Annotated in this window: 23 protein-coding genes and 1 tRNA gene; 11 read left to right on the top strand and 13 right to left on the bottom strand. The window is 58.4% G+C overall.

Features of this window, described 5'->3' with window-relative positions; translation table 11 throughout:
* Window position 1 precedes the first annotated feature (1 nt).
* Window positions 2-77 (bottom strand) — tRNA-Glu (locus QN399_RS22315).
* A 277-nt stretch (window positions 78-354) separates the two neighbouring features.
* Here QN399_RS22315 and QN399_RS22310 point away from each other — a divergent pair.
* The gene (locus tag QN399_RS22310; protein ID WP_330201678.1) at window positions 355-1,113 is read left to right on the top strand and encodes a hypothetical protein; all 759 of its coding nucleotides are present in this window, start codon (window positions 355-357) and stop codon (window positions 1,111-1,113) included.
* Window positions 1,114-1,194: 81 nt separating this feature from the next.
* Here QN399_RS22310 and QN399_RS22305 read toward each other — a convergent pair whose 3' ends face one another.
* Both QN399_RS22305 and QN399_RS22300 read right to left on the bottom strand, forming a co-directional pair.
* On the bottom strand, window positions 1,195-1,680 hold the full coding sequence (locus QN399_RS22305; RefSeq protein WP_330201677.1) for a GAF domain-containing protein: 486 nt from the start codon (window positions 1,678-1,680) through the stop codon (window positions 1,195-1,197).
* Window positions 1,677-2,567 (bottom strand): ATP-binding protein, encoded by an 891-nt coding sequence (locus tag QN399_RS22300; RefSeq protein WP_330201676.1) that lies wholly within the window; start codon window positions 2,565-2,567, stop codon window positions 1,677-1,679. The genes QN399_RS22305 and QN399_RS22300 overlap by 4 nt, the downstream gene beginning before the upstream one ends.
* Window positions 2,568-2,653: 86 nt before the next feature.
* Between QN399_RS22300 and QN399_RS22295 the strand changes: the two genes are divergently transcribed.
* Window positions 2,654-4,984 (top strand): response regulator, encoded by a 2,331-nt coding sequence (locus QN399_RS22295; protein ID WP_330201675.1) that lies wholly within the window; start codon window positions 2,654-2,656, stop codon window positions 4,982-4,984.
* A gap of 15 nt (window positions 4,985-4,999) precedes the next feature.
* On the opposite strand, the gene QN399_RS22290 is transcribed toward QN399_RS22295, so the two are convergent.
* Together QN399_RS22290 and msrB are read right to left on the bottom strand one after the other, a co-directional pair.
* Entirely contained in the window at window positions 5,000-5,482 is a 483-nt protein-coding gene (locus QN399_RS22290; protein WP_219061655.1) for a glutathione peroxidase, read from the bottom strand.
* A 112-nt stretch (window positions 5,483-5,594) separates the two neighbouring features.
* Window positions 5,595-5,990: a peptide-methionine (R)-S-oxide reductase MsrB gene (gene msrB, locus QN399_RS22285; protein ID WP_330201674.1), complete on the bottom strand. Its 396-nt coding sequence runs from the start codon at window positions 5,988-5,990 to the stop codon at window positions 5,595-5,597.
* Window positions 5,991-6,182: 192 nt separating this feature from the next.
* On the opposite strand from msrB, the gene QN399_RS22280 reads away from it, so the two are divergent.
* The 3 genes from QN399_RS22280 to QN399_RS22270 all read left to right on the top strand — a co-directional run bounded on the left by QN399_RS22280 (window position 6,183) and on the right by QN399_RS22270 (window position 9,239).
* Complete coding sequence (locus tag QN399_RS22280) at window positions 6,183-7,394, top strand: pyridoxal phosphate-dependent aminotransferase (protein ID WP_323565997.1); 1,212 nt, start codon at window positions 6,183-6,185, stop codon at window positions 7,392-7,394.
* Between the two features lie 230 nt (window positions 7,395-7,624).
* Window positions 7,625-8,515, top strand: a complete 891-nt coding sequence (gene htpX, locus QN399_RS22275) for a protease HtpX (protein WP_330201673.1) — start codon at window positions 7,625-7,627, stop codon at window positions 8,513-8,515.
* A 73-nt stretch (window positions 8,516-8,588) separates the two neighbouring features.
* Window positions 8,589-9,239, top strand: a complete 651-nt coding sequence (locus QN399_RS22270; RefSeq protein ID WP_330201672.1) for a DUF2959 domain-containing protein — start codon at window positions 8,589-8,591, stop codon at window positions 9,237-9,239.
* Here the strand turns inward: QN399_RS22270 and QN399_RS22265 are convergent.
* Window positions 9,216-9,881, bottom strand: a complete 666-nt coding sequence (locus QN399_RS22265; protein ID WP_330201671.1) for a thiopurine S-methyltransferase — start codon at window positions 9,879-9,881, stop codon at window positions 9,216-9,218. The genes QN399_RS22270 and QN399_RS22265 overlap by 24 nt on opposite strands.
* A 103-nt stretch (window positions 9,882-9,984) precedes the next feature.
* On the opposite strand from QN399_RS22265, the gene QN399_RS22260 reads away from it, so the two are divergent.
* Entirely contained in the window at window positions 9,985-10,752 is a 768-nt protein-coding gene (locus QN399_RS22260; protein ID WP_330201670.1) for a class III extradiol ring-cleavage dioxygenase, read from the top strand.
* A gap of 144 nt (window positions 10,753-10,896) precedes the next feature.
* On the opposite strand, the gene QN399_RS22255 is transcribed toward QN399_RS22260, so the two are convergent.
* A complete protein-coding gene (locus QN399_RS22255) occupies window positions 10,897-12,612 on the bottom strand; it encodes a DEAD/DEAH box helicase (RefSeq protein ID WP_330201669.1) in 1,716 nt (571 codons plus the stop codon).
* A gap of 385 nt (window positions 12,613-12,997) precedes the next feature.
* Here QN399_RS22255 and QN399_RS22250 point away from each other — a divergent pair, with 385 nt between their 5' ends.
* Window positions 12,998-13,789, top strand: coding sequence for a crotonase/enoyl-CoA hydratase family protein (locus QN399_RS22250; RefSeq protein ID WP_330201668.1), 792 nt, complete (start codon window positions 12,998-13,000; stop codon window positions 13,787-13,789).
* A 12-nt stretch (window positions 13,790-13,801) separates the two neighbouring features.
* Here QN399_RS22250 and QN399_RS22245 read toward each other — a convergent pair whose 3' ends face one another.
* Window positions 13,802-14,557, bottom strand: coding sequence for a spermidine synthase (locus QN399_RS22245; RefSeq protein WP_330201667.1), 756 nt, complete (start codon window positions 14,555-14,557; stop codon window positions 13,802-13,804).
* A 374-nt stretch (window positions 14,558-14,931) separates the two neighbouring features.
* Here QN399_RS22245 and QN399_RS22240 point away from each other — a divergent pair, with 374 nt between their 5' ends.
* On the top strand, window positions 14,932-16,278 hold the full coding sequence (locus tag QN399_RS22240) for a class II 3-deoxy-7-phosphoheptulonate synthase (RefSeq protein ID WP_330201666.1): 1,347 nt from the start codon (window positions 14,932-14,934) through the stop codon (window positions 16,276-16,278).
* Between the two features lie 73 nt (window positions 16,279-16,351).
* Here the strand turns inward: QN399_RS22240 and QN399_RS22235 are convergent, their stop codons facing one another.
* Entirely contained in the window at window positions 16,352-17,566 is a 1,215-nt protein-coding gene (locus QN399_RS22235; protein ID WP_330201665.1) for a winged helix-turn-helix domain-containing protein, read from the bottom strand.
* A gap of 50 nt (window positions 17,567-17,616) precedes the next feature.
* Complete coding sequence (locus QN399_RS22230; RefSeq protein WP_330201664.1) at window positions 17,617-17,853, bottom strand: DUF1127 domain-containing protein; 237 nt, start codon at window positions 17,851-17,853, stop codon at window positions 17,617-17,619.
* Window positions 17,854-17,947: 94 nt separating this feature from the next.
* Here QN399_RS22230 and QN399_RS22225 point away from each other — a divergent pair, with 94 nt between their 5' ends.
* Window positions 17,948-18,802: a LysR substrate-binding domain-containing protein gene (locus QN399_RS22225; RefSeq protein WP_330201663.1), complete on the top strand. Its 855-nt coding sequence runs from the start codon at window positions 17,948-17,950 to the stop codon at window positions 18,800-18,802.
* Here the strand turns inward: QN399_RS22225 and QN399_RS22220 are convergent.
* Window positions 18,792-19,538, bottom strand: a complete 747-nt coding sequence (locus QN399_RS22220; protein ID WP_330201682.1) for a sulfite exporter TauE/SafE family protein — start codon at window positions 19,536-19,538, stop codon at window positions 18,792-18,794. The genes QN399_RS22225 and QN399_RS22220 overlap by 11 nt on opposite strands.
* Window positions 19,539-19,748: 210 nt before the next feature.
* Between QN399_RS22220 and QN399_RS22215 the strand changes: the two genes are divergently transcribed.
* Together QN399_RS22215 and QN399_RS22210 are read left to right on the top strand one after the other, a co-directional pair.
* The gene (locus QN399_RS22215) at window positions 19,749-20,219 is read left to right on the top strand and encodes a MarR family transcriptional regulator (protein WP_330201662.1); all 471 of its coding nucleotides are present in this window, start codon (window positions 19,749-19,751) and stop codon (window positions 20,217-20,219) included.
* A 190-nt stretch (window positions 20,220-20,409) separates the two neighbouring features.
* On the top strand, window positions 20,410-20,829 hold the full coding sequence (locus tag QN399_RS22210; RefSeq protein WP_330201661.1) for an organic hydroperoxide resistance protein: 420 nt from the start codon (window positions 20,410-20,412) through the stop codon (window positions 20,827-20,829).
* 100 nt (window positions 20,830-20,929) lie between these two features.
* Here the strand turns inward: QN399_RS22210 and QN399_RS22205 are convergent, their stop codons facing one another.
* Both QN399_RS22205 and earP read right to left on the bottom strand, forming a co-directional pair.
* Complete coding sequence (locus QN399_RS22205) at window positions 20,930-21,499, bottom strand: elongation factor P (RefSeq protein WP_330201660.1); 570 nt, start codon at window positions 21,497-21,499, stop codon at window positions 20,930-20,932.
* 47 nt (window positions 21,500-21,546) lie between these two features.
* Window positions 21,547-22,680, bottom strand: a complete 1,134-nt coding sequence (gene earP, locus QN399_RS22200; protein WP_330201659.1) for an elongation factor P maturation arginine rhamnosyltransferase EarP — start codon at window positions 22,678-22,680, stop codon at window positions 21,547-21,549.
* Between the last annotated feature and the right edge of the window lie 119 nt (window positions 22,681-22,799).

Genomic DNA, 22,799 nt, shown 5'->3' with positions numbered 1-22,799 from the left:
ATGGCGTCCCCTAGGGGACTCGAACCCCTGTTACCGCCGTGAAAGGGCGGTGTCCTAGGCCACTAGACGAAGGGGACACACGTACAGCTTCACTACTTATCTGCGTTTCGCTGTGTGCTTTACGCTGTAAGTGGCGCGCATTCTATGGATGCTGGAGCAAGTCGTCAACCCCCATCTATAAATATATCTAAATCAACGACTTCCCCGCGCTTTGATATCTTGGCCCACACGCACGGGCGCCTGAATTACCACGCCGTTAGTTTGACGAATGAGCGTTACACCTATCGGCAAAAATGCTTAACCACTACACTCGACGCAAACTACCCGAATGAGGTTTCAACGGTGACACCACTCATGATCACCCTGCTGATAGTCGCTGGCATCGTCATTCTGATTGCCATCGGCTTCCTCAACCACGTATCCGAAAACAAGAAGCTGGAAAAGGCTCGCCTTAAGGTCGAGCTGAATGATCGTCTGCGCCGCTGCGGAGAGATCACCGAAACGTTTCCCGGCCAGTTGATGACGCCCGCTCTCAAGCTGCTACTGACGCGGCTGGAACTGAACGTGAACCAGCGCCTGCTCGCTCTGAACAAGGGCAACAGCGCGCTCAACGCGCGTATAGATGAACTCACGGCACTGGTGAATCAGGGCGACGCGATCCCGATCAGCAACCCACCCGGCCCGATTCTGACCGAAGCCAAGGCCAAGGACGTGCGCTTTCTATTAGAAGCCATACACGGCCAGGTGACACGCGCCGCACACGATGGCTTCTTGCCGACCAACGAAGCCAAGTACTGGATCAAGGAAATCCGCAATATTCTGGTGCTGCTGCACATCGAGTTCTTCAATAACCTGGGGCAACTGGCGTTCTCCCAAGAGCAGGCAGGTCAGGCGCGACTGGCGTTCGAACGCGGTGTGCAGTACCTGCGTAAACAGCCTGACCCAGCCGTTTATCAGGAACAACTCCGGCACATGGAGAGCATGCTGGCCCGCGCGAACTCAATAGTGCTGACCAACACCGCGCCTGCCGAAGGCGAAGTAAACGAATTGACCGACGGATTGAAGACTGTCGAAGCAGACGGCGACTGGAAAAAGAAAGTGGTCTACGACTGAGGCTCTGACTACAAGGCAGACAGGCCCAAAGCCTGTCTGCCTTGTAGTCACCAACTCTGCAACAGCCACACCATCAGGCAATCAATCGCACGTGGTCAGCCTGAGAAAGATGGACACCAACTGTTCCATGCCCGCCTGATCCTGCTCGGAGAAGCGCCCAACACTTGGGCTGTCCAGATCCAGCACACCAATCAATCGCCCGTCCTTGACCAATGGCACCACCAGCTCGCTGTTCGATGCGCTGTCGCAGGCGATATGCCCGTCGAACGCATGAACATCTTCGACCCGCTGAGTCTTGCGGGTCGCGGCCGCCGCGCCGCAAACGCCACGGCCGAACGGGATTCGCACGCAGGCGATTTGCCCCTGAAAAGGTCCCAACACCAACTCTTCGTTGCGCGCTAAATAGAACCCGGCCCAGTTCAGGTCATCAAGCTGACTGAACAAAAAAGCAGAAAACTGTGCGGCATTGGCAATGAAGTCACGCTCGTCCGCCAGCAACGACTCCAACTGTGCGGCGAGCAAACCGTAGCCATTCAGGCCAGCGCCGGTGTTTTGCAAATCGATCATACTTGTTGCTCCAACAATTTTAGTCCTACCCAATAACGCGCAAATTGATAAGCACAACGACCGTTGCGATTACCGCGCCCGGTCGCCCAACGGACCGCCGTGATATCCAGCGCCTCATCGCGCTGCCACTCAAGGCCTGACGCTGATGCCAATTGACCAATCCAGTGTTCGACCACGCTCAGAAAGTGCTCCTGAGTGAACGGATAGAACGAGAGCCACAGGCCAAAACGGTCAGACAAGGCAATCTTGTCTTCCACCGCCTCGCTGGGGTGCAGCTCGCCGTCGACCCGCTGCCAGTTTTCGTTATCGCTTTCCTTCTCCGGCACCAAATGGCGACGGTTGGACGTGGCGTACAACAGCACGTTGTCCGGCGCCTGCTCAAGCGAACCGTCCAGCACGCTCTTGAGCACGCGGTAATCGCTCTCGCCCGCTTCGAACGACAGGTCATCGCAAAACAGTACGAAGCGCTGAGGCAATTTCTGCAATTGCTCCACCACACGAGGCAGATCGCCCAGGTGATCGCGCTCAATCTCGATCAGACGCAAACCGCGCTGATGATTTTCAGCCAACAATGCACGGACCAGCGATGACTTGCCGGTCCCTCGTGAACCCCAGAGCAACGCATGGTTGGCCGGCAGACCATCAATGAACTGCCGGGTATTGCGCGCCAGTTGATCGCGCTGTTTATCGACACCGATCAGGTCAGACAAGCGCGTGTCCAGGCTGACGTGGAGTGGCATCAAGTAACCACTGCGACCTTCCTGCACCCAACGCGCGGCCAGGGAGTGCGCCCAGTCGATGGGACGACGAGGTGCCGGCAATAGCGGCTCCAGACGGGCCAGCACCGCATCGGCGCGTTCGAGAAATGCATTTAACCGAGAGTCCACGGTGTCTCCTTAATTAAACTGAATAAAGGCAAGGCCTGATCGGCTATGATTTCCTGGCGAAGAAACACGAGGAATGGCTTTACCCCATGGATATATCGTTCACCAACCGTCTGTCGTTCAAGCAAGCGCGCCTGACAGTGCTGGTCGGTTTCGCGCTGGGAACCGTGCTTAGCCTGATTCAAATCACCCTCGATTATGCCAGCGAAGACGCCTCCATCGATCGCGAAATTCGCTCCCTGCTGGAAATCAGTCACAACCCCGCCTCGCGAATCGCTTACAACATTGACGCCGAACTTGCTCAGGAACTGACCCAGGGCTTGCTGCGCTCCCCCGCTATCATGGGCGCGAAGCTCAGCGACAATAACAATGTGGTACTTGCCGACGTTGAACGCCCACGGGCGGAGAGTCGCTACCGGATGATCAGCGACTTTCTTTTTGGCGAAAGCCGCCAGTTCGAAGATATCCTGCACCTGAACCACATGCCCAACGACTCGATCGGCACCTTGCACCTGGATGTCGACACCTTCGCGTTTGGCAGCCACTTCCTGCAACGGGCCGAAATCACCCTGATCAACGGGTTTGCCCGCAGCCTGCTGCTGAGCGGCATTTTATTAGCGATGTTTTATTTCACCCTGACCAAGCCACTGGTGGGAGTGATCCGCGCACTGAGCCGTAGCGACCCGCACAGCCCGGAGCAAACCCGGTTACCGTGCCCGCCGTGTCATGAGCAGGACGAGATTGGCGTTTTGGTGCAAGTCGCCAATGAGCAGCTTGAAACAATAGCCAGCGAACTCGCCCAACGCCGGACGGCAGAAAACCGCCTCACCGACCACCTGAGCGAGCTGGAAAACATCGTTTCAGCACGGACTAACGAACTCAAAGCCAGTAATACCCGGCTCAGCCAGTCTAACGAGGAACTGCAGATAGCGCGCTGCACCGCTTTGGACATGGCCCAAGCGCGCTCAGCCTTCCTGGCCAACATGAGCCACGAAATCCGCACTCCGCTCAACGGCCTGCTGGGCATGCTAGCGCTGTCTCTGGACAGCCCCCTCAACGCCGAACAGCGTCAACAACTGTCCATTGCGCATGACTCGGGCAAGGTACTGGTGGAGTTGCTCAACGATATTCTCGACCTGTCGAAGTTTGATGCCGGCCAGCTGGAGCTTGAGCATATCCCCTTCGACCTGGGTGTTTTAATCGAGGACACCGCCAACCTGCTATCGCAAAACGCAGCACCCAGCGTCGAACTGACCTGCCTGATTGATCCGCACTTCCCGGCATTGGTACTCGGCGACCCCACCCGGGTTCGACAAATCGTCAGCAACCTGCTGTCCAACGCGTTGAAATTCACCCGCCTTGGCCGCGTCGATGTGCGCCTGAGCACCCACGCTGACGGCGTACGGATCGAAGTCCGGGACACCGGCATCGGCATCGCCCAGGACGCCCAGGCAAAAATCATCCAACCGTTCATGCAGGCTGCAGCGGGCATCACCCGACAGTTCGGCGGTACCGGTCTTGGGCTGGCACTGACCCACAATCTATGCGGCGCCATGAAGGGCTATCTGAGTATTGAGTCTCAAGTCGGTTTCGGCAGCCAGTTCTGCGCCGAGCTGCCCCTGCCCAGCTACGCCCCGGCACCGGTGTTCGCACCGCTCAAAGGGCAAGTGATTGTCGTCAGTCCTGCAAGCAGCGGCCTGGCGGAGTTGCTGAGCAGCCTGCTGCCCAGCTGGGGCATCGCATACCGGCGCTATGGTATCGGAGACAGCCTTTATGGCCTTGAACCCGACCTGCTGATCACCGACTGTCCGGAATGTCTGTTCGGCCTGCGTCCCGCGATCAAAGCACCGATCCTGCTGATCACGGCATACGGCAACTTCATGCCCAGCGACCAGGTCATAGCGCTCGAACCCCTGCAACAACAGGCCCGCCCGCTGGCACGCAATGCGCTGTATCAGAGCTTGCGACGGGTGCTGCAAGCAGACGAATCCGGCCACCGCGAACTGTCGCTCGGGAATCAGGCAACGGCGCGCAGAGCGCGAATTCTGCTGGTCGAGGACAATCCGGTCAATCAACTGGTGGCCAAGGGCATCCTCAGCAAACTCGGCTGCGAGGTGGTTGTCAGTGGGCATGGTGCCGATGCGCTCGAACGGCTTGAGCATCAGACCTTCGACTTGGTGCTGATGGACTGCAACATGCCGGTGATGGATGGCTACGAAGCCAGTCGGCAGATTCGCCAGTCCGGGCGCTGGCAACAGCTGCCGATCATTGCCCTGACGGCCAACGCCATGCCCGAAGAACGCGAACACTGTCGCGCGGCGGGCATGAGTGACTACCTGGCCAAACCCTTCCGCCGCGAAGAACTGATCAGCCTGCTGGACAAGTGGCTGCCCGTCGCCCCTGGCGGAGCCCCTCTGTAGACACTGGCCTGCGCCCTACAGCAATGCTTCGATTTCGCTGGAGAGATCCTCTGGCTTGGTCAGGGGTGCAAAGCGTTTGACCAGCTTGCCGTCCTTGCCAATCAGAAACTTGGTGAAGTTCCACTTGATGCGTTTCGAGCCCAGCAGGCCCGGCGCCTGTTTTTTCAACTGGACGAACAACGGGTGAGCGTCGCTGCCATTGACATCGACTTTCTTGAACAGCGGAAAACTGACCCCGAAATTCAATTCACAAAACTCGGAAATAGCCCCTTCGTTCCCCGGTTCCTGATGGCCGAACTGATTGCAGGGGAATCCCAACACCACCAGACCTCGGTCCTTGTAACGCTGCCAAAGCTGTTCCAGGCCTTTGTATTGGGGGGTGAAACCGCATTTGCTCGCGGTGTTGACCACCAATACGGCCTTGCCAGCAAAATCTGCCAACGTCTTTTGCTCGCCCTTGATGGTCGTGCACGGGATGGACAGTAGATTTTCGCTCATGGCAAAGCCCTCAAAGGCTGGAGTGTGGGGGAAACATAGTGCGCAATTTAATTGCGCGCAATTTAATTCACCTCATCAATATCACAGCATAGGCAAATAGCCCGGCGGCGCGTTACTCCCGAGGCACCAGGTTCAGGCACACCGAGTTGATGCAATAACGCAGGCCCGTCGGCGGCGGGCCATCAGGGAACACATGACCCAAATGGGCATCACATCTGGCGCAAACCACTTCGGTGCGAATCATGCCGTGGGTCATGTCGCGAATTTCGACGACCGCACTGCCCTCAAGGGGCGCGTAAAAACTTGGCCAGCCGCAACCCGAGTCGAACTTGGTCGAAGAATCAAACAACGCCTCATTGCAGCACACGCAGTGATACACCCCAGCGGTCTTGGTGCTGTTGTACTTCCCGGAGAAGGGCCGTTCGGTCGCTTTCAGGCGACACACGTTGTACTGCTCCGGATCGAGCATTGCTTGCCATTCTTCACGGGTTTTTTCCAACTTTTCCACGGGTACACCTCCACATCTTAAAAAGCCCGATCTGTATCTTTTCCGCTGATCGGGCGGCACGTATCATTGCGCTTCGTTAGACGTCAGTCTGGCATCCGTGTTTCGCGCATACAAATCCATTTTCATGGCGCTATGCCCGGCAATCCAGGCTATGTGAATACAGTGGATCGTCCATTTTCGGGATCAATCACCATGCAGGTCAGCAAATCGAACAAGCTCGCCAACGTCTGTTATGACATTCGCGGCCCAGTGCTCAAGCACGCCAAACGCCTGGAAGAGGAAGGCCATCGCATCCTCAAGCTGAATATCGGCAATCCCGCGCCATTTGGTTTCGAAGCGCCGGACGAAATCCTCCAGGACGTCATCCGCAATCTGCCGACCGCACAGGGCTACAGCGACTCCAAAGGCCTGTTCAGCGCACGCAAGGCCGTCATGCAGTACTACCAGCAAAAGCAGGTAGAAGGTGTCGGCATTGAAGACATCTACCTGGGCAATGGCGTCTCCGAGCTGATCGTGATGTCGCTGCAGGCCCTGCTCAACAATGGCGATGAAGTGCTGATCCCGGCACCCGATTACCCGCTGTGGACTGCCGCCGTGTGCCTCGCAGGCGGTAGCCCGGTTCATTACCTGTGCGATGAACAGGCTTATTGGTGGCCTGACCTGCAAGACATCAAGGCCAAGATCACACCGAACACCAAAGCCATGGTGATCATCAACCCGAATAACCCGACCGGCGCGGTCTACCCCAAAGAAGTGCTGATGGGCATGCTGGAACTGGCGCGCCAGCACAATCTGGTGGTGTTCTCCGACGAGATCTACGACAAGATCCTTTACGACGACGCCGTACACATCTGCACCGCGTCGCTGGCGCCAGACCTGCTCTGCCTGACGTTCAACGGTCTGTCCAAGTCGTACCGCGTCGCGGGCTTCCGTTCAGGCTGGGTTGCCATTTCCGGGCCCAAGCACAACGCCCATAGCTACATCGAAGGCATCGACATGCTGGCCAACATGCGCCTGTGTGCCAACGTGCCGAGCCAGCACGCGATCCAGACCGCACTGGGCGGCTACCAGAGCATCAACGACCTGGTGCTGCCACAGGGTCGCCTGCTGGAGCAGCGCAACCGGACCTGGGAGCTGCTCAACGACATTCCCGGTGTCAGCTGCGTCAAACCGATGGGCGCGCTGTACGCCTTCCCGAGGATCGACCCGAAAGTCTGCCCGATCCACAACGACGAGAAGTTCGTTCTCGATCTGCTCCTGTCGGAAAAGCTCCTGGTGGTTCAGGGCACAGCCTTCAACTGGCCATGGCCGGACCATTTCCGCGTGGTGACCCTGCCGCGTGTCGACGACCTGGATCAGGCGATTGGCCGCATCGGCAACTTCCTCAAGACCTATCGCCAGTAAGCTAACGATTCACGCTCTGCCTCGCGTGGCCTGAACGGGCCACGCCGCCAGCCCACGTGGCTTTCCGCGCCCCAGGGACCCTGGATCGCACAGGTGTGGGCTGTGCTGAACGGGCAGGGGAAACAGACAGATGACACAGTTTGAAATAGTCCCCCTGTTGAATAGCCGCGTGCATCCCCTTATATACCCCGCATCACGTTACATACTTTCATGAGGAGAACGTTTCAACCATGATGCGCATTTTGCTGTTCTTGGCCACTAACCTGGCGGTCGTGCTGATTGCCAGCATCACCCTGAGCCTTTTTGGCTTCAACGGGTTCATGGCGGCCAATGGGGTTGATCTGAACCTCAATCAGCTGCTGGTTTTCTGCGCAGTATTCGGTTTTGCAGGCTCGCTGTTCTCGCTGTTCATCTCCAAGTGGATGGCGAAGATGAGCACCAGCACCCAGATCATTTCCCAGCCACGCACGCGCCATGAACAATGGCTGTTGCAAACGGTTGAGCAGTTGGCCCGCGAAGCCGGGATCAAGATGCCTGAAGTCGGCATCTTCCCGGCCTATGAAGCCAACGCCTTCGCCACGGGCTGGAACAAGAACGACGCACTGGTCGCCGTCAGCCAGGGTTTGCTGGAGCGTTTTTCGCCCGACGAAGTAAAAGCAGTCCTGGCGCACGAAATCGGCCACGTTGCCAACGGCGACATGGTGACCCTGGCGCTGGTACAAGGCGTGGTGAACACCTTCGTCATGTTTTTTGCACGGATCATCGGCAACTTCGTCGACAAGGTGATCTTCAAGAACGAACAGGGCCAGGGCATGGCCTATTACATCGCGACCATCTTTGCCGAGCTGGTATTGGGCTTTTTGGCCAGCACCATCGTCATGTGGTTCTCGCGCAAACGCGAATACCGGGCGGACGAAGCCGGTGCACGTCTGGCAGGCACCAGCGCCATGATCGGCGCCCTGCAGCGCCTGCGCTCTGAACAAGGCGTGCCGGTGCAAATGCCGGACAGCCTGACAGCATTCGGCATCAACGGCGGCGTTCTCAAGCACGGCCTGGCGGGTCTGTTCATGAGCCACCCGGCACTGGAAGACCGTATCGAGGCGCTCCGTCGTCTTGGCTGATAAGCTTCAGGCAGTGTTACGAGAGGGCGACGCGAGTCGCCCTTTTTTTATCCAGATCAGGGAATAAACCGTCATGCGCTCGCTCGCCCTCGCCTGCATCGCCCTGTTCGCCCTGAGCGGCTGCCAAAGCGCGTACTTCGCCGCCATGGAAAAAGCGGGCATCCCAAAACGGCAAATGCTGGTCAACCGGGTGAATGACGCACGCGATGCGCAACAAGATGCCAAGCAGCATTTCAGCAGCGCGTTGCAGAACTATCGCAGCGTGGTGCAATTCACGGGTGGCGACCTGGAGAAACGCTACAACGCGCTGAATGATGATTACCAAGCCAGCGAAAAAAGCGCCGCCGCCGTACGCCACCGCATCGGCGCCATCGAAAACGTGGCCGATGCGTTGTTCGACGAATGGAGTGAGGAACTCGATCAATACAGCAACAAAGACCTGCGCGCCGCCAGCGCCAAGGAGCTGGCTCGCACCCAGACCGAATACCGAGAGTTGCTACAGAAAATGAAAACCGCTGAAAGCCGCATCGAGCCGGTACTGAGCGTATTACGCGATCACGTGCTGTTCCTCAAGCACAACCTCAACGCCCAGGCGATTGGCGCGCTCAAGGGTGAAAACAGCAACCTGCAAGGCAATGTCGACCAACTGCTCAAAGACATGCAGCGCTCAATCGACGATTCCAATGCGTTTGTTCGCCATCTAAAGGGCAGTGCGACGCAGTAGGCGATAGGCCCGCTCCTCAAGCCGCGTAACGCCGCCCTGCAAAAATCTCCAGCTCTTGCCCAGCACATCGCACTCATCAAGGGCGTCCAACTGCCAGTCCGCTGCCAGCAACTGCTGTACTTCGGCATCAGGCACTGAAAACGGTGGTCCGTCGATTTGAGTCTGATCGTAATCCAGGGTGATCAATAGCCCTTGGCACCCGCGAGGCAAAATCTGCGTGAGGTGTCGCGTATAGCGTTGGCGCATCTCAGGTGGCAGCGCGATCAAGGCCGCACGATCATAGAGCCCGACACACTCACTGACGTCATCCGCCGTGAGCGCGAAAAAATCGCCACACCACAACTCAATCGACTCAACACTGTAGACCTTGAACGGCCCGCGCTGGCTGATTTGCGCATCCAGTTGCTGTTCGCTGAAGAAGTCCTCCACGGCTTTTTCCGACAGCTCGATACCCAGTACGCGAAACCCTTGGCCAGCCAACCAGGCCAGATCAAGGCTTTTACCGCACAGCGGCACCAGCACCCTGGCGTGCTCCTTGAGCTCAAGCTCGGGCCAGAAGCGTTGTAAATACGGATTAACCTCGCCAAGATGAAAACCGATCTGATCGAGTGCCCAGCGCTTGTGCCAAAAGTCCGGCTGCATAAATACTCCTGATAATTCGATAAAAACACGCGAAAACTTATATTAGATTTAGATCAATGTTCTACCTGAAGATAGCCCCATCTTAACGCTCAGGACGCTCACTATGTTTCCCAGCTTATTTATCTCTCATGGCTCGCCGATGCTTGCACTCGAACCTGGCGAAAGCGGCCCCGCACTCGCTCGCCTGGCCGCCGAACTGCCCAAGCCGCGAGCCATTGTGATCGTATCAGCCCACTGGGAAAGCCAGGAACTGCTGGTCAACGCCAACCCTCATCCGGAAACCTGGCATGACTTCGGTGGCTTCCCGCCCGCCTTATTTGCCGTGCAGTACCCCGCACCCGGCTTACCCGAACTGTCAGCACAGGTGGTCGAGCTCCTGACCGCTGGCGGCCTGACGGCAAAAATCGACAGCCAGCGACCGCTTGATCATGGCGTGTGGGTGCCATTGTCGCTGATGTACCCTCAGGCCGATATTCCTGTCGTGCAGGTTTCGCTCCCCACCCGCCAGGGGCCTGCCCTGCAAACCCAGGTCGGTCGCGCACTCGCCAGCCTGCGTGAGCTAGGTGTGCTGGTGATCGGTTCTGGCAGCATCACCCATAACCTGCGCGAACTGGACTGGCATGCCGGACCGGAAAGCGTCGAACCCTGGGCCAAAGAGTTTCGTGACTGGATCATCGACAAGCTGAAGAACAATGATGAAACCGCCCTGCACGACTACCGCCGCCTGGCGCCCCACGCTGTTCGTAGCCATCCCAGCGATGAACACCTGCTGCCGCTATTCTTCGCCCGCGGCGCTGGCGGCGAATTCAGCATTGCGCACCAAGGCTTCACCATGGGCGCGCTGGGGATGGACATTTATCGGTTTGGGTGAAAACCGGTATACCGCGTCAAGCTAATCGCGGCGGGACGCGCAGTTGCAAGCGCGCACCTACAGGGTTTTCGTCAACTGACAGGCAAAAAAAATCCCCGAACCAGTCGGGGATTTTTTTGTTCAGACGATCAGCTCAAGAGCAGATCAGTCTTCGCGATAGCGACGCAGCTTCAACTGCTTGCCAGCAACGCGGGTGTCTTTCAACTTGGTCAGCAGACGCTCAAGGCCATCTTCCGGCAGCTCTACCAGGCTGAAGCTATCACGCACCTGGATGCGGCCGATTGCTTCGCGGGCCAGGCCGCCTTCGTTGAGGATTGCACCCAACAGGTTTTTAGCAGCGATACCATCACGCGCACCCAGCGCGGTACGGCAACGAGCACGGCCTTCAGCCAATGGAACCGGAGCACGACGCTCACGATCAGCACCGCTGCGCTCAGGACGATCACCCGAAGATGAACGATCGCTACGCTCACGTGGCGCGCTGGTCGGAACCAGTGGGCGATCACGTTCGATGGCTGCCAGGGTCAATGCTTGACCGTTGGTAGCTTTGCGCAACAGAGCGGCGGCCAGGGCACGTGGGCTGCAACCGATATCGGCGGTCAGGCGATCAAGCAGATCACCGTGGGTCGATTCAGCGTCAGCAACCAGCGGAGCCAGGCTGTTAGTCAATTTCTTGATGCGGGCATCGAGAACTGCTTGAGCATCCGGCAGGCGGACTTCAGCAACTTTCTGACCTGTAACGCGCTCGATCACTTGCAGCATGCGGCGCTCACGTGGCGTCACCAGCAGCAATGCACGACCTTCGCGACCGGCACGGCCAGTACGGCCGATACGGTGAACGTAGGACTCTGGATCGTAAGGCATGTCCACGTTGAATACGTGGGTGATACGCGGAACGTCAAGACCACGGGCAGCAACGTCGGTCGCAACCACGATGTCCAGACGGCCATCCTTGAGCGATTCGATGACGCGTTCACGTTGGTTCTGAGCAATGTCACCGTTCAGCGCAGCGGCTTTGTAGCCTTTGGCTTCCAGGGCGCTGGCCAGATCCAGAGTCGCTTGCTTGGTCCGCACGAACATGATCAGTGCGTCGAAGTCTTCCACTTCCAGCAGGCTCAGAACAGCAGAGGTCTTCTGGTCAGCGTGAACCAACAGGTGAGCCTGTTCGATCGCGGTAACGGTCTGGGTCTTGGTCTGAATCTTGACGTGCTTCGGATCGCGCAGGTGGCGCTCAGCGATGGCACGGATCGATTGAGGCAAGGTAGCCGAGAACAGAACGGTCTGGCGGGTTGCTGGCAAGGCCTTGAAGATAACTTCGAGGTCGTCCATGAAACCCAGCTTCAACATTTCGTCCGCTTCGTCGAGAACCAGGTGGTTCACGGTAGCGAGGACTTTTTCGTCACGGCGAAGGTGATCGCACAGACGACCCGGCGTGGCGACAACGATCTGCGCGCCATTACGGATAGCTTTCAATTGCGGGCCCATCGGCGCACCGCCGTAGACAGCCACAACCGTTACGCCCGGCATTTGCTTGGCGTAGGTTTCGAAAGCGGTAGCTACTTGCAGGGCCAGTTCGCGAGTTGGCGCAAGAATCAGCGCTTGTGGTTCGCGTTTGGTCGGGTCGATGCGATGCAGGATCGGCAAGGCGAACGCGGCGGTTTTACCCGTACCGGTTTGCGCCTGACCAATCATGTCGTGACCGGCCATGATGATCGGGATAGATTGCTGCTGAATAGCCGAAGGCTCTTCGTAGCCAGTCGCGATAACGGCTGCAAGAATAGTAGGGTGTAGTTCAAAAGCGGCGAAGCCGCCGATTTCCTGGGTCATGGGTCTGCCTCTAGTGCATCCGCAAAGACCCATGTTCCAAAGCTGCGCGTGCCGTGTAAGACCCTAGAGTCGCCCTGGCTGCTTTGTCGGCGGGGATTTGCGAAAACGTTTGAATGAATGGATCGTCAAGGATAGTCCGCAGAGCGAACAAGCAGCCGAAGCTGGCTTCGGGGAATTGCAATACCTGTACGAGGGCCCTGTTAAAGGCCGGCGCGCACTATACCGGAATTACGCACAAAAGTGAGGGTTTTTTAACAAAATAATGGCTGCGCGTCCGTCCGTCGCAGGCTTTGCGTAAATTCGTCGCAGTGTCTATTTTGCAAAGGCCCGGTATCGCGAGGCCACGCTGCTTAAACGGTTCACTGATCCAGGTGTTCACCGCACGTCAAATGCCACTCTGCGCACAAGGATTATGCCTATGCCCTCCCCCTCCATCGGCCGAGTCAGTCGCGAACAGCGGGGTCATATCATGCTGATAGGCCTGGATCGCGTCGCCAAACGCAATGCCTTTGACCTTGACCTGCTCAATGACCTGAGCCTCGCCTACGGGGAGTTCGAACGCAACGATACGGCGCGAGTGGCCGTGGTGTTCGCTCACGGCGAGCATTTCACGGCGGGCCTTGATCTGGCTTCGGCTGGGCCGACCCTGGCCAGCGGCTGGGAAGTGCCCGAGGGCGGGTGTGATCCCTGGGGCGTGTTCGCCGGGCCCAGGGTCAGCAAGCCGGTGATCGTCGCCGCGCAGGGTTACTGCCTGACCATCGGCATTGAGCTGATGCTCGCCTCGGACATCAACCTGTGCGCCAGCAACACCCGCTTTGCGCAAATGGAGGTGCAGCGCGGGATCTTTGCATTTGGCGGCGCCACCTTGCGCCTGCATCAGCGGGCCGGCTGGGGCAATGCCATGCGCTGGTTGCTGACTGGCGACGAGTTCGACGCGCATGAGGCTTATCGAATGGGCCTGGTTCAGGAGGTCATGGCCAGCGAGGATTTGCTGCCCCGCGCGATCAAACTGGCCGGGCGCATCGCCGAGCAAGCACCGCTAGGGGTCAGGATCACCCTGGCTTCAGCCCGTCAGGCATTGCTGGAGGGGGAAACCGCAGCGGCGAAAAGTTTGCCAGAGCTCATTCGCCACGTCATGGACAGCGAAGACGCCAAAGAAGGCGTACGGGCGATGCTGGAACGCAGGCCCGGCGACTTCAAAGGCAACTAGCGGTCCCGACAATCACGTCGCCGGTCGGATGGCCTTGATCAACGGCAGCAGCGAATAACCAAGGCGTGGCGCGAGGGTTTCGGCGCGCTCGGTCAGTTGTTCCAGGTCCAGCGTCTGCTCCAGGTTCGCCGGCACCATCAGAATCACGTTGCCCTCCTTCACCGGCAGTTCCCAATAGTGGCGGTGATAAAGACCGCGCAACAGCGCAGCGCCCAAGGGTTTACCGTCATCGGTCGCCCATTGATTGATCACCAGCCAGCCACCCGGATTGAGGTGCTTCTGACAGTTTTCCAGAAATTGCCAGGCCAGATGGCCGACACCCGGACCCAGATCGGTGTACAGATCAACGAAGATCAGGTCGGCGGTTTCGGCAGTGCTGAGCAATTCAAGGGCATCGCCAATGCGTATGTAAAGGCGCGGGTCGTCATCCAGACCGAGAAACTCGATGGCCAGCCGCGGTACGTCAGGGCGCAACTCGATGGCTTCGACGTCTTCAAGCGGCAAAAACTTGAGGCAAGCCTGGGTCAATGTCCCCGCGCCAAGGCCCAGGAATAGTGCAGTTTCCGGCGCTTCGTGGCACAACGCACCAATCAGCATGGCGCGGGTGTAGTCGTACTCCAGCCAGCTAGGGTCGGCGGTGAACGTGCAGCTTTGCTCGATGGCGTCGCCGAATTCGAGGAAGCGATACTCGTCCACTTCCAGCACGCGAATCATGCCAAAATCATCGTGCACCTCAGCCAGTACACGCTCCACCCTCTCCTCAGTCATTGCCGCTCCTATCAAAAAACAGTAACTAATTGAAAAATAAATAAAATATTCAGGCAAACGCTGATCCCTGTAGGAGCTGACTTGTCTGCGAATCGGTCCGGGGTCGCGTCCGACCGAAGCGCTAGCAAAAATAGTGAATTCACTGCCGTCGGAAGGTCGTTCCGACTTTTTGCAGACAAGACTGCGCGTCCCGGTCGCTCCTACGCCCTCCGGGCAGAATCGAGACCGAGCTTGCTGTACGAACGCCCGGATTGTCCGCGAACAAGGCCCGAGAGGTCACGTTAATTATTGACTGAGCCTACGGCCCCATCCGCTGGCACCCAGGCACTGAACTGCTAACATGGCCGTCCGACCGCACTGACTTAGAGTTCACCATGAGCCAACCCTGGAGCCCCGACAGCTGGCGGGCAATGCCTATTCAGCAGCAACCTCAATACCCCGACGCCGCGCACGTGTTGCGTATCGAACAGAGCCTGGCCGGTTATCCGCCGCTGGTGTTCGCCGGGGAAGCCCGAGAGTTGCGGCGTCAGTTTTCCGAGGTGACCCAGGGTCGCGCGTTCCTGCTGCAAGGTGGCGACTGCGCAGAAAGCTTTGTCGAGTTCTCGGCAGCGAAGATTCGCGACACCTTCAAAGTGTTGCTGCAAATGGCCATCGTCATGACCTTCGCCGCCGGCTGTCCGGTGGTCAAAGTCGGACGCATGGCCGGTCAGTTCGCCAAGCCTCGCTCCTCCAACGATGAAACTATTGGCGGCGTGACGCTCCCGGCCTACCGGGGCGATATCGTCAACGGCATCGGCTTCGATGAAAAAAGCCGCGTGCCCGATCCAGACCGTCTTTTGCAGGCGTATCACCAGTCCACCGCCACCTTGAACCTCCTGCGCGCATTCGCCCAGGGCGGTTTTGCCGACCTGCATCAGGTGCACCAGTGGAACCTCGATTTCATCGCCAATTCAGCGCTGGCCGAAAAGTACAGCCAACTGGCCGGCCGCATCGACGAAACCCTGGCCTTCATGCGTGCGTGCGGCATGGACACCTCGCCGCAATTGCGTGAAACCAGTTTTTTCACCGCCCACGAAGCCTTGCTGCTGAATTACGAAGAAGCGTTCGTGCGCCGCGACAGCCTGACCAACGACTACTACGATTGCTCGGCGCACATGCTGTGGATCGGCGACCGCACGCGACAACTGGACGGTGCCCACGTCGAGTTTCTGCGCGGGGTCAAGAACCCTATCGGAGTCAAAGTCGGCCCAAGCATGGACCCCGAGGACCTGATCCGCCTGATCGATACGCTCAACCCGGACAACGATCCAGGCCGCCTGAACCTGATCGCCCGCATGGGTGCGAACAAGGTGGGCGATCACCTGCCGCAACTGATTCAGGCGGTCGAGCGCGAAGGTCGCAAGGTGCTGTGGAGTTCCGACCCGATGCACGGCAACACAATCAAGGCCAGCAGCGGCTACAAGACCCGTGATTTCGCGCAGATTCTCAACGAGGTCAAACAGTTCTTTCAGGTGCATCAGGCTGAAGGCACTTACGCTGGGGGTATCCATATCGAGATGACTGGACAGAACGTCACCGAATGCATCGGCGGCGCACGCCCGATCACCGAAGACGGCCTGTCTGATCGTTACCACACCCACTGTGACCCACGGATGAACGCCGACCAGTCGCTGGAATTGGCGTTCTTGATTGCCGAAACGTTGAAGCAGGTAAGGCGCTGACTTATTCGCCTCCAATGTAGGCGCTGCCGAAGGCTGCGATTAACTCCGGCCTTATCGCAGCCTTCGGCAGCTCCTACAACGGACCTAATGCGACCCGCAACCGCACCCCACTCGCCCGCTGACAATTGATCTGCACCTCAGGCAGCCCCAACCACTCCGCCATTTGCCGCAGATTACGGGCCAAGGCCAATATCCCTGCCTCATCCAGCCCTTGCGCTTCCTCATGCACCGCGTGCACCGCCAGCCGCCCCAACCCTCGCTCAGCCCGCAAGTCGACTCGCGCGGCGATCCGTTCGTTGTGCAAAAACGGCAACACGTAGTAGCCGTATACCCGCTTGTGCTGCGGGGTGTAGATCTCCAGGCGATAACGAAAGTCAAACAACCGCTCGGTGCGACTGCGTTCCCAGATCAGCGAATCGAAAGGCGACAGCAAAGCACTCGCCGATACTTTGCGTGGCAGTGTGATCTCCGGCAGGCAATACGCGGGCTGGCGCCAACTGTCGACCTGCACCACCTGCAACGCGCCCGCCTCCACCAGTTCGGCCAAACCCACACGACTTTGCGCCGGACTCAGGCGGAAATAATCGCGCAGGTCTTTGTCAGTCCCCACCCCCAATGCCGTCGCCGCGTGCAACAGCAAACCGCGCTGGGCCTCGGTTTCACTCAATTCCGGGTAATCGAGAATCGCGGCGGGCAATACCCGCTCAGGCAGGTCATACAAGCGCTCGAAGCCACGACGACCCGCCACCGTCACTTCACCGGCGGCAAACAACCACTCCAAGGCATGTTTCTCCGCGCTCCAGTCCCACCAAGGGCCCGCGCGCTCCTGGCGACTGCTCAGGCTCCCAGCACCGAGCGCACCTCGCTCGCGAACAACCTGTAAGACACGGGCAATGGTCGCTTGCTGTTCGCGTCCGAATTTAGCCATCTCCTGATAGATCCCGACCCCCAGGGACGCCTGACGCATCCGCCAGCGCAGCAAGGGATAAAGGCTGAGCGGCAATAACGAAGCTTCATGCCCCCAGTACTCGAACAACTTGCGCTGCCGGCCCTGGCTCCAGGCCACTTGATCCAGCAACGGTTGGGGATAGTTACCCAGACGGGAATACAGCGGCAGGTAGTGCGAACGCACCAAGGCATTGACCGAATCGATCTGCAGAACGCCCAAGCGCTCGATCATCCGGGTGATGTGCGCGACCTTGATCGACGCTGGCGGCTGGCGCCCGTTGAATCCCTGGGCGGCCAGCGCCATGCGCCGTGCCTGTTTGAGCGATAGACCTGCGGACATACAGAACCTCCTGTTCAGTCCACAACGCTACCTGATCGATCGCCGTAGTGTCAGCGTTTCATTGGGTCATTCCAGAACGGCAACTCGACTTCTTGCTGGGTATCGGCACGACTCAGGCCGATGTCCTTCAGGGCGTCATCACTCAGGCTCGCCAGTTGTTGGCGTTGACGATGCAGTTCATACCAGCGCAGCAACTGACGCGTGATCATGCTGATCAGGCGTGTACCCAGTGAACTGCGATTCACGCCGCCCTGCACCAGCACATAACCTTTTTGACCTTTCATCATCTTGCCCTCCAAGTGGGGATGACTAAAGTCTCGCGCCAGCGCTAAGATCAATCCAACGAATGTTTCTTATGCGCTGCATCTGGGAGATTGATGAATGGCCACCTACCCGAGCATCGACAGCGAGCTGTTGCGCACCTTTGTCGCGATTGCCGACGAGGGTGGGTTCACCCGTGCCGGAGAAGTGGTCAACCGCACGCAATCGGCGGTCAGCATGCAGATGAAACGCCTGGAAGAAGACATTCTCCAGCGCTCACTCTTTCAAAAAGACGGCCGCACCGTCAGCCTCACAGTCGAGGGCCAGGTGCTGCTCGGTTACGCCCGACGTATCCTCAAACTGCACAGCGAAGTGTTCAACACCTTGCGCGAGCCGCACATGGTCGGCGTGGTGAAAATTGGCTCTCCGGACGACTACGTGATGCGGTTTCTGCCGGGGATTCTGTCGCGCTTCGCTCAGGCTTATCCACTGGTGCAGGTGGAAGTTCACTGCGAACCCTCCAAGCAATTGCTACAGCGCCAGGACCTGGACTTGAGCATCGTCACCCGAGAACCGGGCACCGAAATCGGCCAGATTTTGCGTCAGGAGCGATTTGTCTGGATGGAGGCGCGAGGTTTTTGCCCTCACGAACAAACGCCGCTGCCGCTGGCGATGTTCAACACCGACTGTTTTTGCCGGATATGGGCCTGCAATGCGCTGGACGCGATGCAGCGCGAGTACCGTATCGCTTACACCAGCGCCAGCCTGTCGGCGATCAGTGCCGTGGTCACCGCCGGTCTGGCGGTAACTGCACAACTCGAGAGTTTGCTCACCCCGGACCTGCGCATCATCGGCGAGGTCGAGGGAATGCCGCAGTTGCCGTCCGCCAGCATTGTGCTGCTGCGCAACCCGAAAAATACCTCGCCGGTCACCGAATGCCTGGCCGAACACATCGCTGACGGCTTCAAACTTTAAACGCGAGCACCACGGCGCAGATCACCAGAAAGCCGCAGAACAGCGAACGCAGGAGCTTTTCCGGCAGCGAATGGGCGAGCCTCACGCCCCAACTGATGCTCAGCAGACCGCCCACCGCCAAGGGAATGCCCATCTGCCAGTTGACGTGATCATGCACCGCGTAAGTGACCAACGTGATGGCGGTACTGGGCGCTGCCAGCGCCAGCGCCAACCCTTGCGCCGCCACCTGTGTCGCGCCGAACACGCCGGTCAGAATCGGGGTCGCAACCACCCCGCCACCGACGCCGAACAAGCCGCCCGTCATCCCCGAGCCGACACCCAGCAGCCAAAGCCATTTCACATGCCGCAATTCGCTGCTGGCCTGGCCCTTGTGCCAATACATCTGAATCAGGTTGAACAGCGTCAACACCATCAAGAACGCGACGAAGCCCAGACGCATGCTGTGCGCATCCAGACGCACCGCCCACAACGACGTCAGCCAAGCGAAGCAAAAACCGGGAATGATCAGCATCAGGGCATTGCGCAGGGAGATCCGGTTGCGCTGGTGATAACGCAACAAGGCCAATAAAACGTTGGGCAAGACCATAAGCAACGCCGTGCCTTGTGCCATTTGCTGGTTCAGACCAAACAACACCCCCAGCGCAGGAATCGCGACCAGACCGCCGCCGATGCCGAACAACCCACCCAACGTCCCCATGACGGTGCCCAATAAAACATACATCCCGATTTCAATCACACCGCGTCCCCAGTCAATCCATGGGCGCATGCTACGCAGTCCGATGACATTGGGAAACGCAAAGGCAGGCTCAACGCCTTCACATTCCATGCACAGAGGCTTCACCTTTCATGAATGCGACGGCGGCTGACGCTGAGCCGTAGAATTTATCTGGTGCATTAAAGATCGCGGCACTAAATTAGAGCGTATTACCGCACACAGGACTCTCACATGAGCGCTGACGACAGCTCCACCCGCAACGCAGACAATGGCAACCATTTGCTGCTCGACAGTCAGCTGTGCTTCGCCCTGTACTCAACATCGTTGATGATGACCAAGGTCTACAAGCCTTTACTGCAAGCCTTGGGCCTGACTTATCCACAGTACCTGGCAATGATGGTGCTCTGGGAACACGACGGCATGACGGTGGGGGAAGTCAGCACCCGACTGCTGACCGACCCGGGCTCCCTGACACCCTTGCTCAAACGCCTTGAAGGCGAAGGCCTGCTGAGCCGCACCCGGAGCAAGGAAGACGAACGTGTTGTGCGGCTGTACCTCACCGAGCAAGGCCGTGCGTTACGCGAAAAAGCCAAAAGCGTGCCCTCCTGCATCTTCGCTGCCACAGGCACGACAGTGGACACGCTGAAAAATCTGCAAAGCGAACTGCTCGCCCTGCGCGGGAATTTGCACGACAGCCTTTGACTGACCGTCACACCGTGAAGACGATTTGTCAGACAAAGGCGTGCGCGCCCCGCCCCTAAAACCCGCCGGTCATCACATTCCTCACTATTTATCTTGCGCACTAACTATTCGAGCGATACATTTGCCGCTCACTTAGTTAGCGCGCAAACATTTAGCGCGCGATTGAAAATCAACGCTATGAGGATTCACCATGAACACGCTCTATACCGCTGTCGCAACCGCAACCGGTGGCCGTGATGGTCGCGCTGTTTCCAGCGACAACATCCTCGACGTCAAACTGGCTACCCCAAAAGAACTGGGCGGCGCTGGCGGCGAAGCCACCAACCCTGAGCAACTATTCGCTGCGGGCTACTCGGCCTGCTTCATCGGCGCGCTAAAATTCGTTGCCGGTCAAGAAAAACGCACTGTCCCGGCAGACGCCTCGATCACCGCCCACGTCGGTATCGGCCAGATCCCCGGTGGTTTTGGTCTGGACATCGACCTGCACATCAGCCTGCCAGGCCTGGAGCCCGCCGACGCACAGCAGTGGGTCGAGGCCGCTCACCAGGTTTGCCCTTACTCCAACGCGACCCGTGGCAACGTCGATGTACGGTTGCACGTCACGGTCTGACTCGCTGGTGGTGAAGCAAGCCCCTGCTTCACCCATCAACACGTACAAAAAAGCCCGACTCGATGGTCGGGCTTTCGTGTGTTGCGGAACAAGACTGCGCTTATTTAGCGCGGCCTTTGTAAGAACCGCCATCACGTGTGTCGATCTCGATCCTGTCGCCGATGTTGACGAAGTCAGCAACGCTCAGCTCGGTACCGTTTTTCAGTTTGGCTGGCTTCATCACCTTGCCCGACGTGTCGCCACGTGCGGAACCTTCGGTGTAGTCAACTTCACGAATGATGGTAGTCGGCAGTTCAACGGAAACCAAACGCTCTTCAAAGAAGATCGCTTCGCAAACGTCAGTCATGCCTTCTTCGATGAACGGCAGAACGGCTTCAAGGTCTTCAGCGTTCAGCTCGTACATGGTGTAGTCGGTGGTGTCCATGAACGTGTAGGTGTCGCCGCTGATGAAAGACAGGGTGGCGGCCTTGCGATCAAGGATCACGTCGTCCAGTTTGTCGTCGGCGCTGTACACGATCTCGGTCTTGTAACCGGTCAACAGGTTCTTCAACTTGGTTTTCATGATCGCGCTGTTACGACCGGACTTGGTGAATTCAGCTTTCTGAACCAACCAAGGGTCATTCTCGAGCCGAATCACGGTGCCGGGTTTCAGTTCTTTACCAGTTTTCATTACGATTATCCGAATTTGGATGGATTTACAAATATCTAGGCCGCGCATCATATCCAATTTCGGTAAAACTGTACTAGAGCCGCTGCAAGATCTGCCCGCGAAGCCTGTTCCTGGCACCAGTATTCGGCGTGCCGGGTGACTTCCGGCCAGTGTTGCAGCACATCAGACCAGCTTTGCCCCATGTCCTGTCCGGCATTCCAGGCTCGCCAAACATCCCTCAGTGCCTGGGCAGCCGCGGGCGAGAGGCCCAGGAGGTAGAGATCGAGGAACGCGTCGAGCTTGACCCAGTGTGCATCGTCATCTTGTTCATAGATGTGCCAGAGGAACGGTCGACCGGCCCATTGCGCACGAACAAACGAGTCTTCCCCGCGTACAGCGTTGAAATCGCAGCACCACAGGAGGCGGTCATAGTCCTCCTGTCGGACGAATGGCAGCACGTGGACCGTCAGCGAATCACGGACTTCCATGGCTCCCGGCCGCAAACCCTCGACGCCCAGCCAACGCTGCAGGTCGCCCAGAATCCGCCCTTCAGGCACCAACAAGTGGGTCCGTCGGCTATCGGCGGCCAATGCCGTCAGCCAACTGGCCAGCCCGGCGTTTTCATAGGCGAACAGCGATATCAGGCGCGCGCCTTCTTCCGGAGCCACGCCCAAGCTTCGTAAAAAGGTTCGCTGCAGGGCTTGGTCCTGCTGGAAAGCGTGGCGCTGATCGAGCAAGCCGGCTTCGCGCAACAAGCCCCCGGTCGTCTGACGAAACCCGGGAAAGAAGAAAATCTTGCGCAAGCCGTTGGATTGCGGTGATGGCAACGCATGGCAACCGGACACCCACTCCTCGGCGCTGAGGTAGTCCAGGTTCAGCCACAGCGGCGGGCGCATGCGCTGAGGCATGGCGTCCCGATAAGCCTGTGGCAAACGGCAGGCAAACGACTCGATCACCACGTCCGCCGGCTCGGTCGGCTGCCAGTCCTTGGTCCAATGGCAGACGCTGACCCCCTCCTGCCACTGCTGCGCGGCATCCACCTGGGCACCCGGACACAGCCGCACGAAGGGCTGTAAATCATCTACCCACAAACGTACCGCGAAGGGGTACTCCGCCGCCAATTGCCGGGCCAGACGCCACGTAACACCGATATCGCCGTAGTTATCAACAACGTTGCAGAAAATATCCCAGGAGACTTTCATGCCTGGTTCCCTAAAGAAGAAACGCTAAAGCCGCTGATTGTCTGTCATAACGGCCTGTAAGCTCCAGCTTCGGCCGTCTGTCGTGCGACAATCGTCGGCATCCGCTGATCACGCCAGGA

The organism is Pseudomonas sp. 10C3 (genome assembly GCF_036346185.1).
Classification (GTDB): domain Bacteria; phylum Pseudomonadota; class Gammaproteobacteria; order Pseudomonadales; family Pseudomonadaceae; genus Aquipseudomonas.
This window is presented reverse-complemented; position numbering and strand designations above follow the sequence as displayed.

Coding starts and splice junctions, on each gene's coding strand:
- QN399_RS22310 (WP_330201678.1), top strand. CDS start 355: ATGATCACCCTGCTGATAGTCGCTGGCATCGTCATTCTGATTGCCATC.
- QN399_RS22305 (WP_330201677.1), bottom strand. CDS start 1,680: ATGATCGATTTGCAAAACACCGGCGCTGGCCTGAATGGCTACGGTTTG.
- QN399_RS22295 (WP_330201675.1), top strand. CDS start 2,654: ATGGATATATCGTTCACCAACCGTCTGTCGTTCAAGCAAGCGCGCCTG.
- QN399_RS22290 (WP_219061655.1), bottom strand. CDS start 5,482: ATGAGCGAAAATCTACTGTCCATCCCGTGCACGACCATCAAGGGCGAG.
- QN399_RS22280 (WP_323565997.1), top strand. CDS start 6,183: ATGCAGGTCAGCAAATCGAACAAGCTCGCCAACGTCTGTTATGACATT.
- htpX (WP_330201673.1), top strand. CDS start 7,625: ATGATGCGCATTTTGCTGTTCTTGGCCACTAACCTGGCGGTCGTGCTG.
- QN399_RS22270 (WP_330201672.1), top strand. CDS start 8,589: ATGCGCTCGCTCGCCCTCGCCTGCATCGCCCTGTTCGCCCTGAGCGGC.
- QN399_RS22265 (WP_330201671.1), bottom strand. CDS start 9,881: ATGCAGCCGGACTTTTGGCACAAGCGCTGGGCACTCGATCAGATCGGT.
- QN399_RS22260 (WP_330201670.1), top strand. CDS start 9,985: ATGTTTCCCAGCTTATTTATCTCTCATGGCTCGCCGATGCTTGCACTC.
- QN399_RS22255 (WP_330201669.1), bottom strand. CDS start 12,612: ATGGGTCTTTGCGGATGCACTAGAGGCAGACCCATGACCCAGGAAATC.
- QN399_RS22250 (WP_330201668.1), top strand. CDS start 12,998: ATGCCCTCCCCCTCCATCGGCCGAGTCAGTCGCGAACAGCGGGGTCAT.
- QN399_RS22245 (WP_330201667.1), bottom strand. CDS start 14,557: ATGACTGAGGAGAGGGTGGAGCGTGTACTGGCTGAGGTGCACGATGAT.
- QN399_RS22240 (WP_330201666.1), top strand. CDS start 14,932: ATGAGCCAACCCTGGAGCCCCGACAGCTGGCGGGCAATGCCTATTCAG.
- QN399_RS22235 (WP_330201665.1), bottom strand. CDS start 17,566: ATGTCCGCAGGTCTATCGCTCAAACAGGCACGGCGCATGGCGCTGGCC.
- QN399_RS22230 (WP_330201664.1), bottom strand. CDS start 17,853: ATGATGAAAGGTCAAAAAGGTTATGTGCTGGTGCAGGGCGGCGTGAAT.
- QN399_RS22225 (WP_330201663.1), top strand. CDS start 17,948: ATGGCCACCTACCCGAGCATCGACAGCGAGCTGTTGCGCACCTTTGTC.
- QN399_RS22215 (WP_330201662.1), top strand. CDS start 19,749: ATGAGCGCTGACGACAGCTCCACCCGCAACGCAGACAATGGCAACCAT.
- QN399_RS22210 (WP_330201661.1), top strand. CDS start 20,410: ATGAACACGCTCTATACCGCTGTCGCAACCGCAACCGGTGGCCGTGAT.
- QN399_RS22205 (WP_330201660.1), bottom strand. CDS start 21,499: ATGAAAACTGGTAAAGAACTGAAACCCGGCACCGTGATTCGGCTCGAG.
- earP (WP_330201659.1), bottom strand. CDS start 22,680: ATGAAAGTCTCCTGGGATATTTTCTGCAACGTTGTTGATAACTACGGC.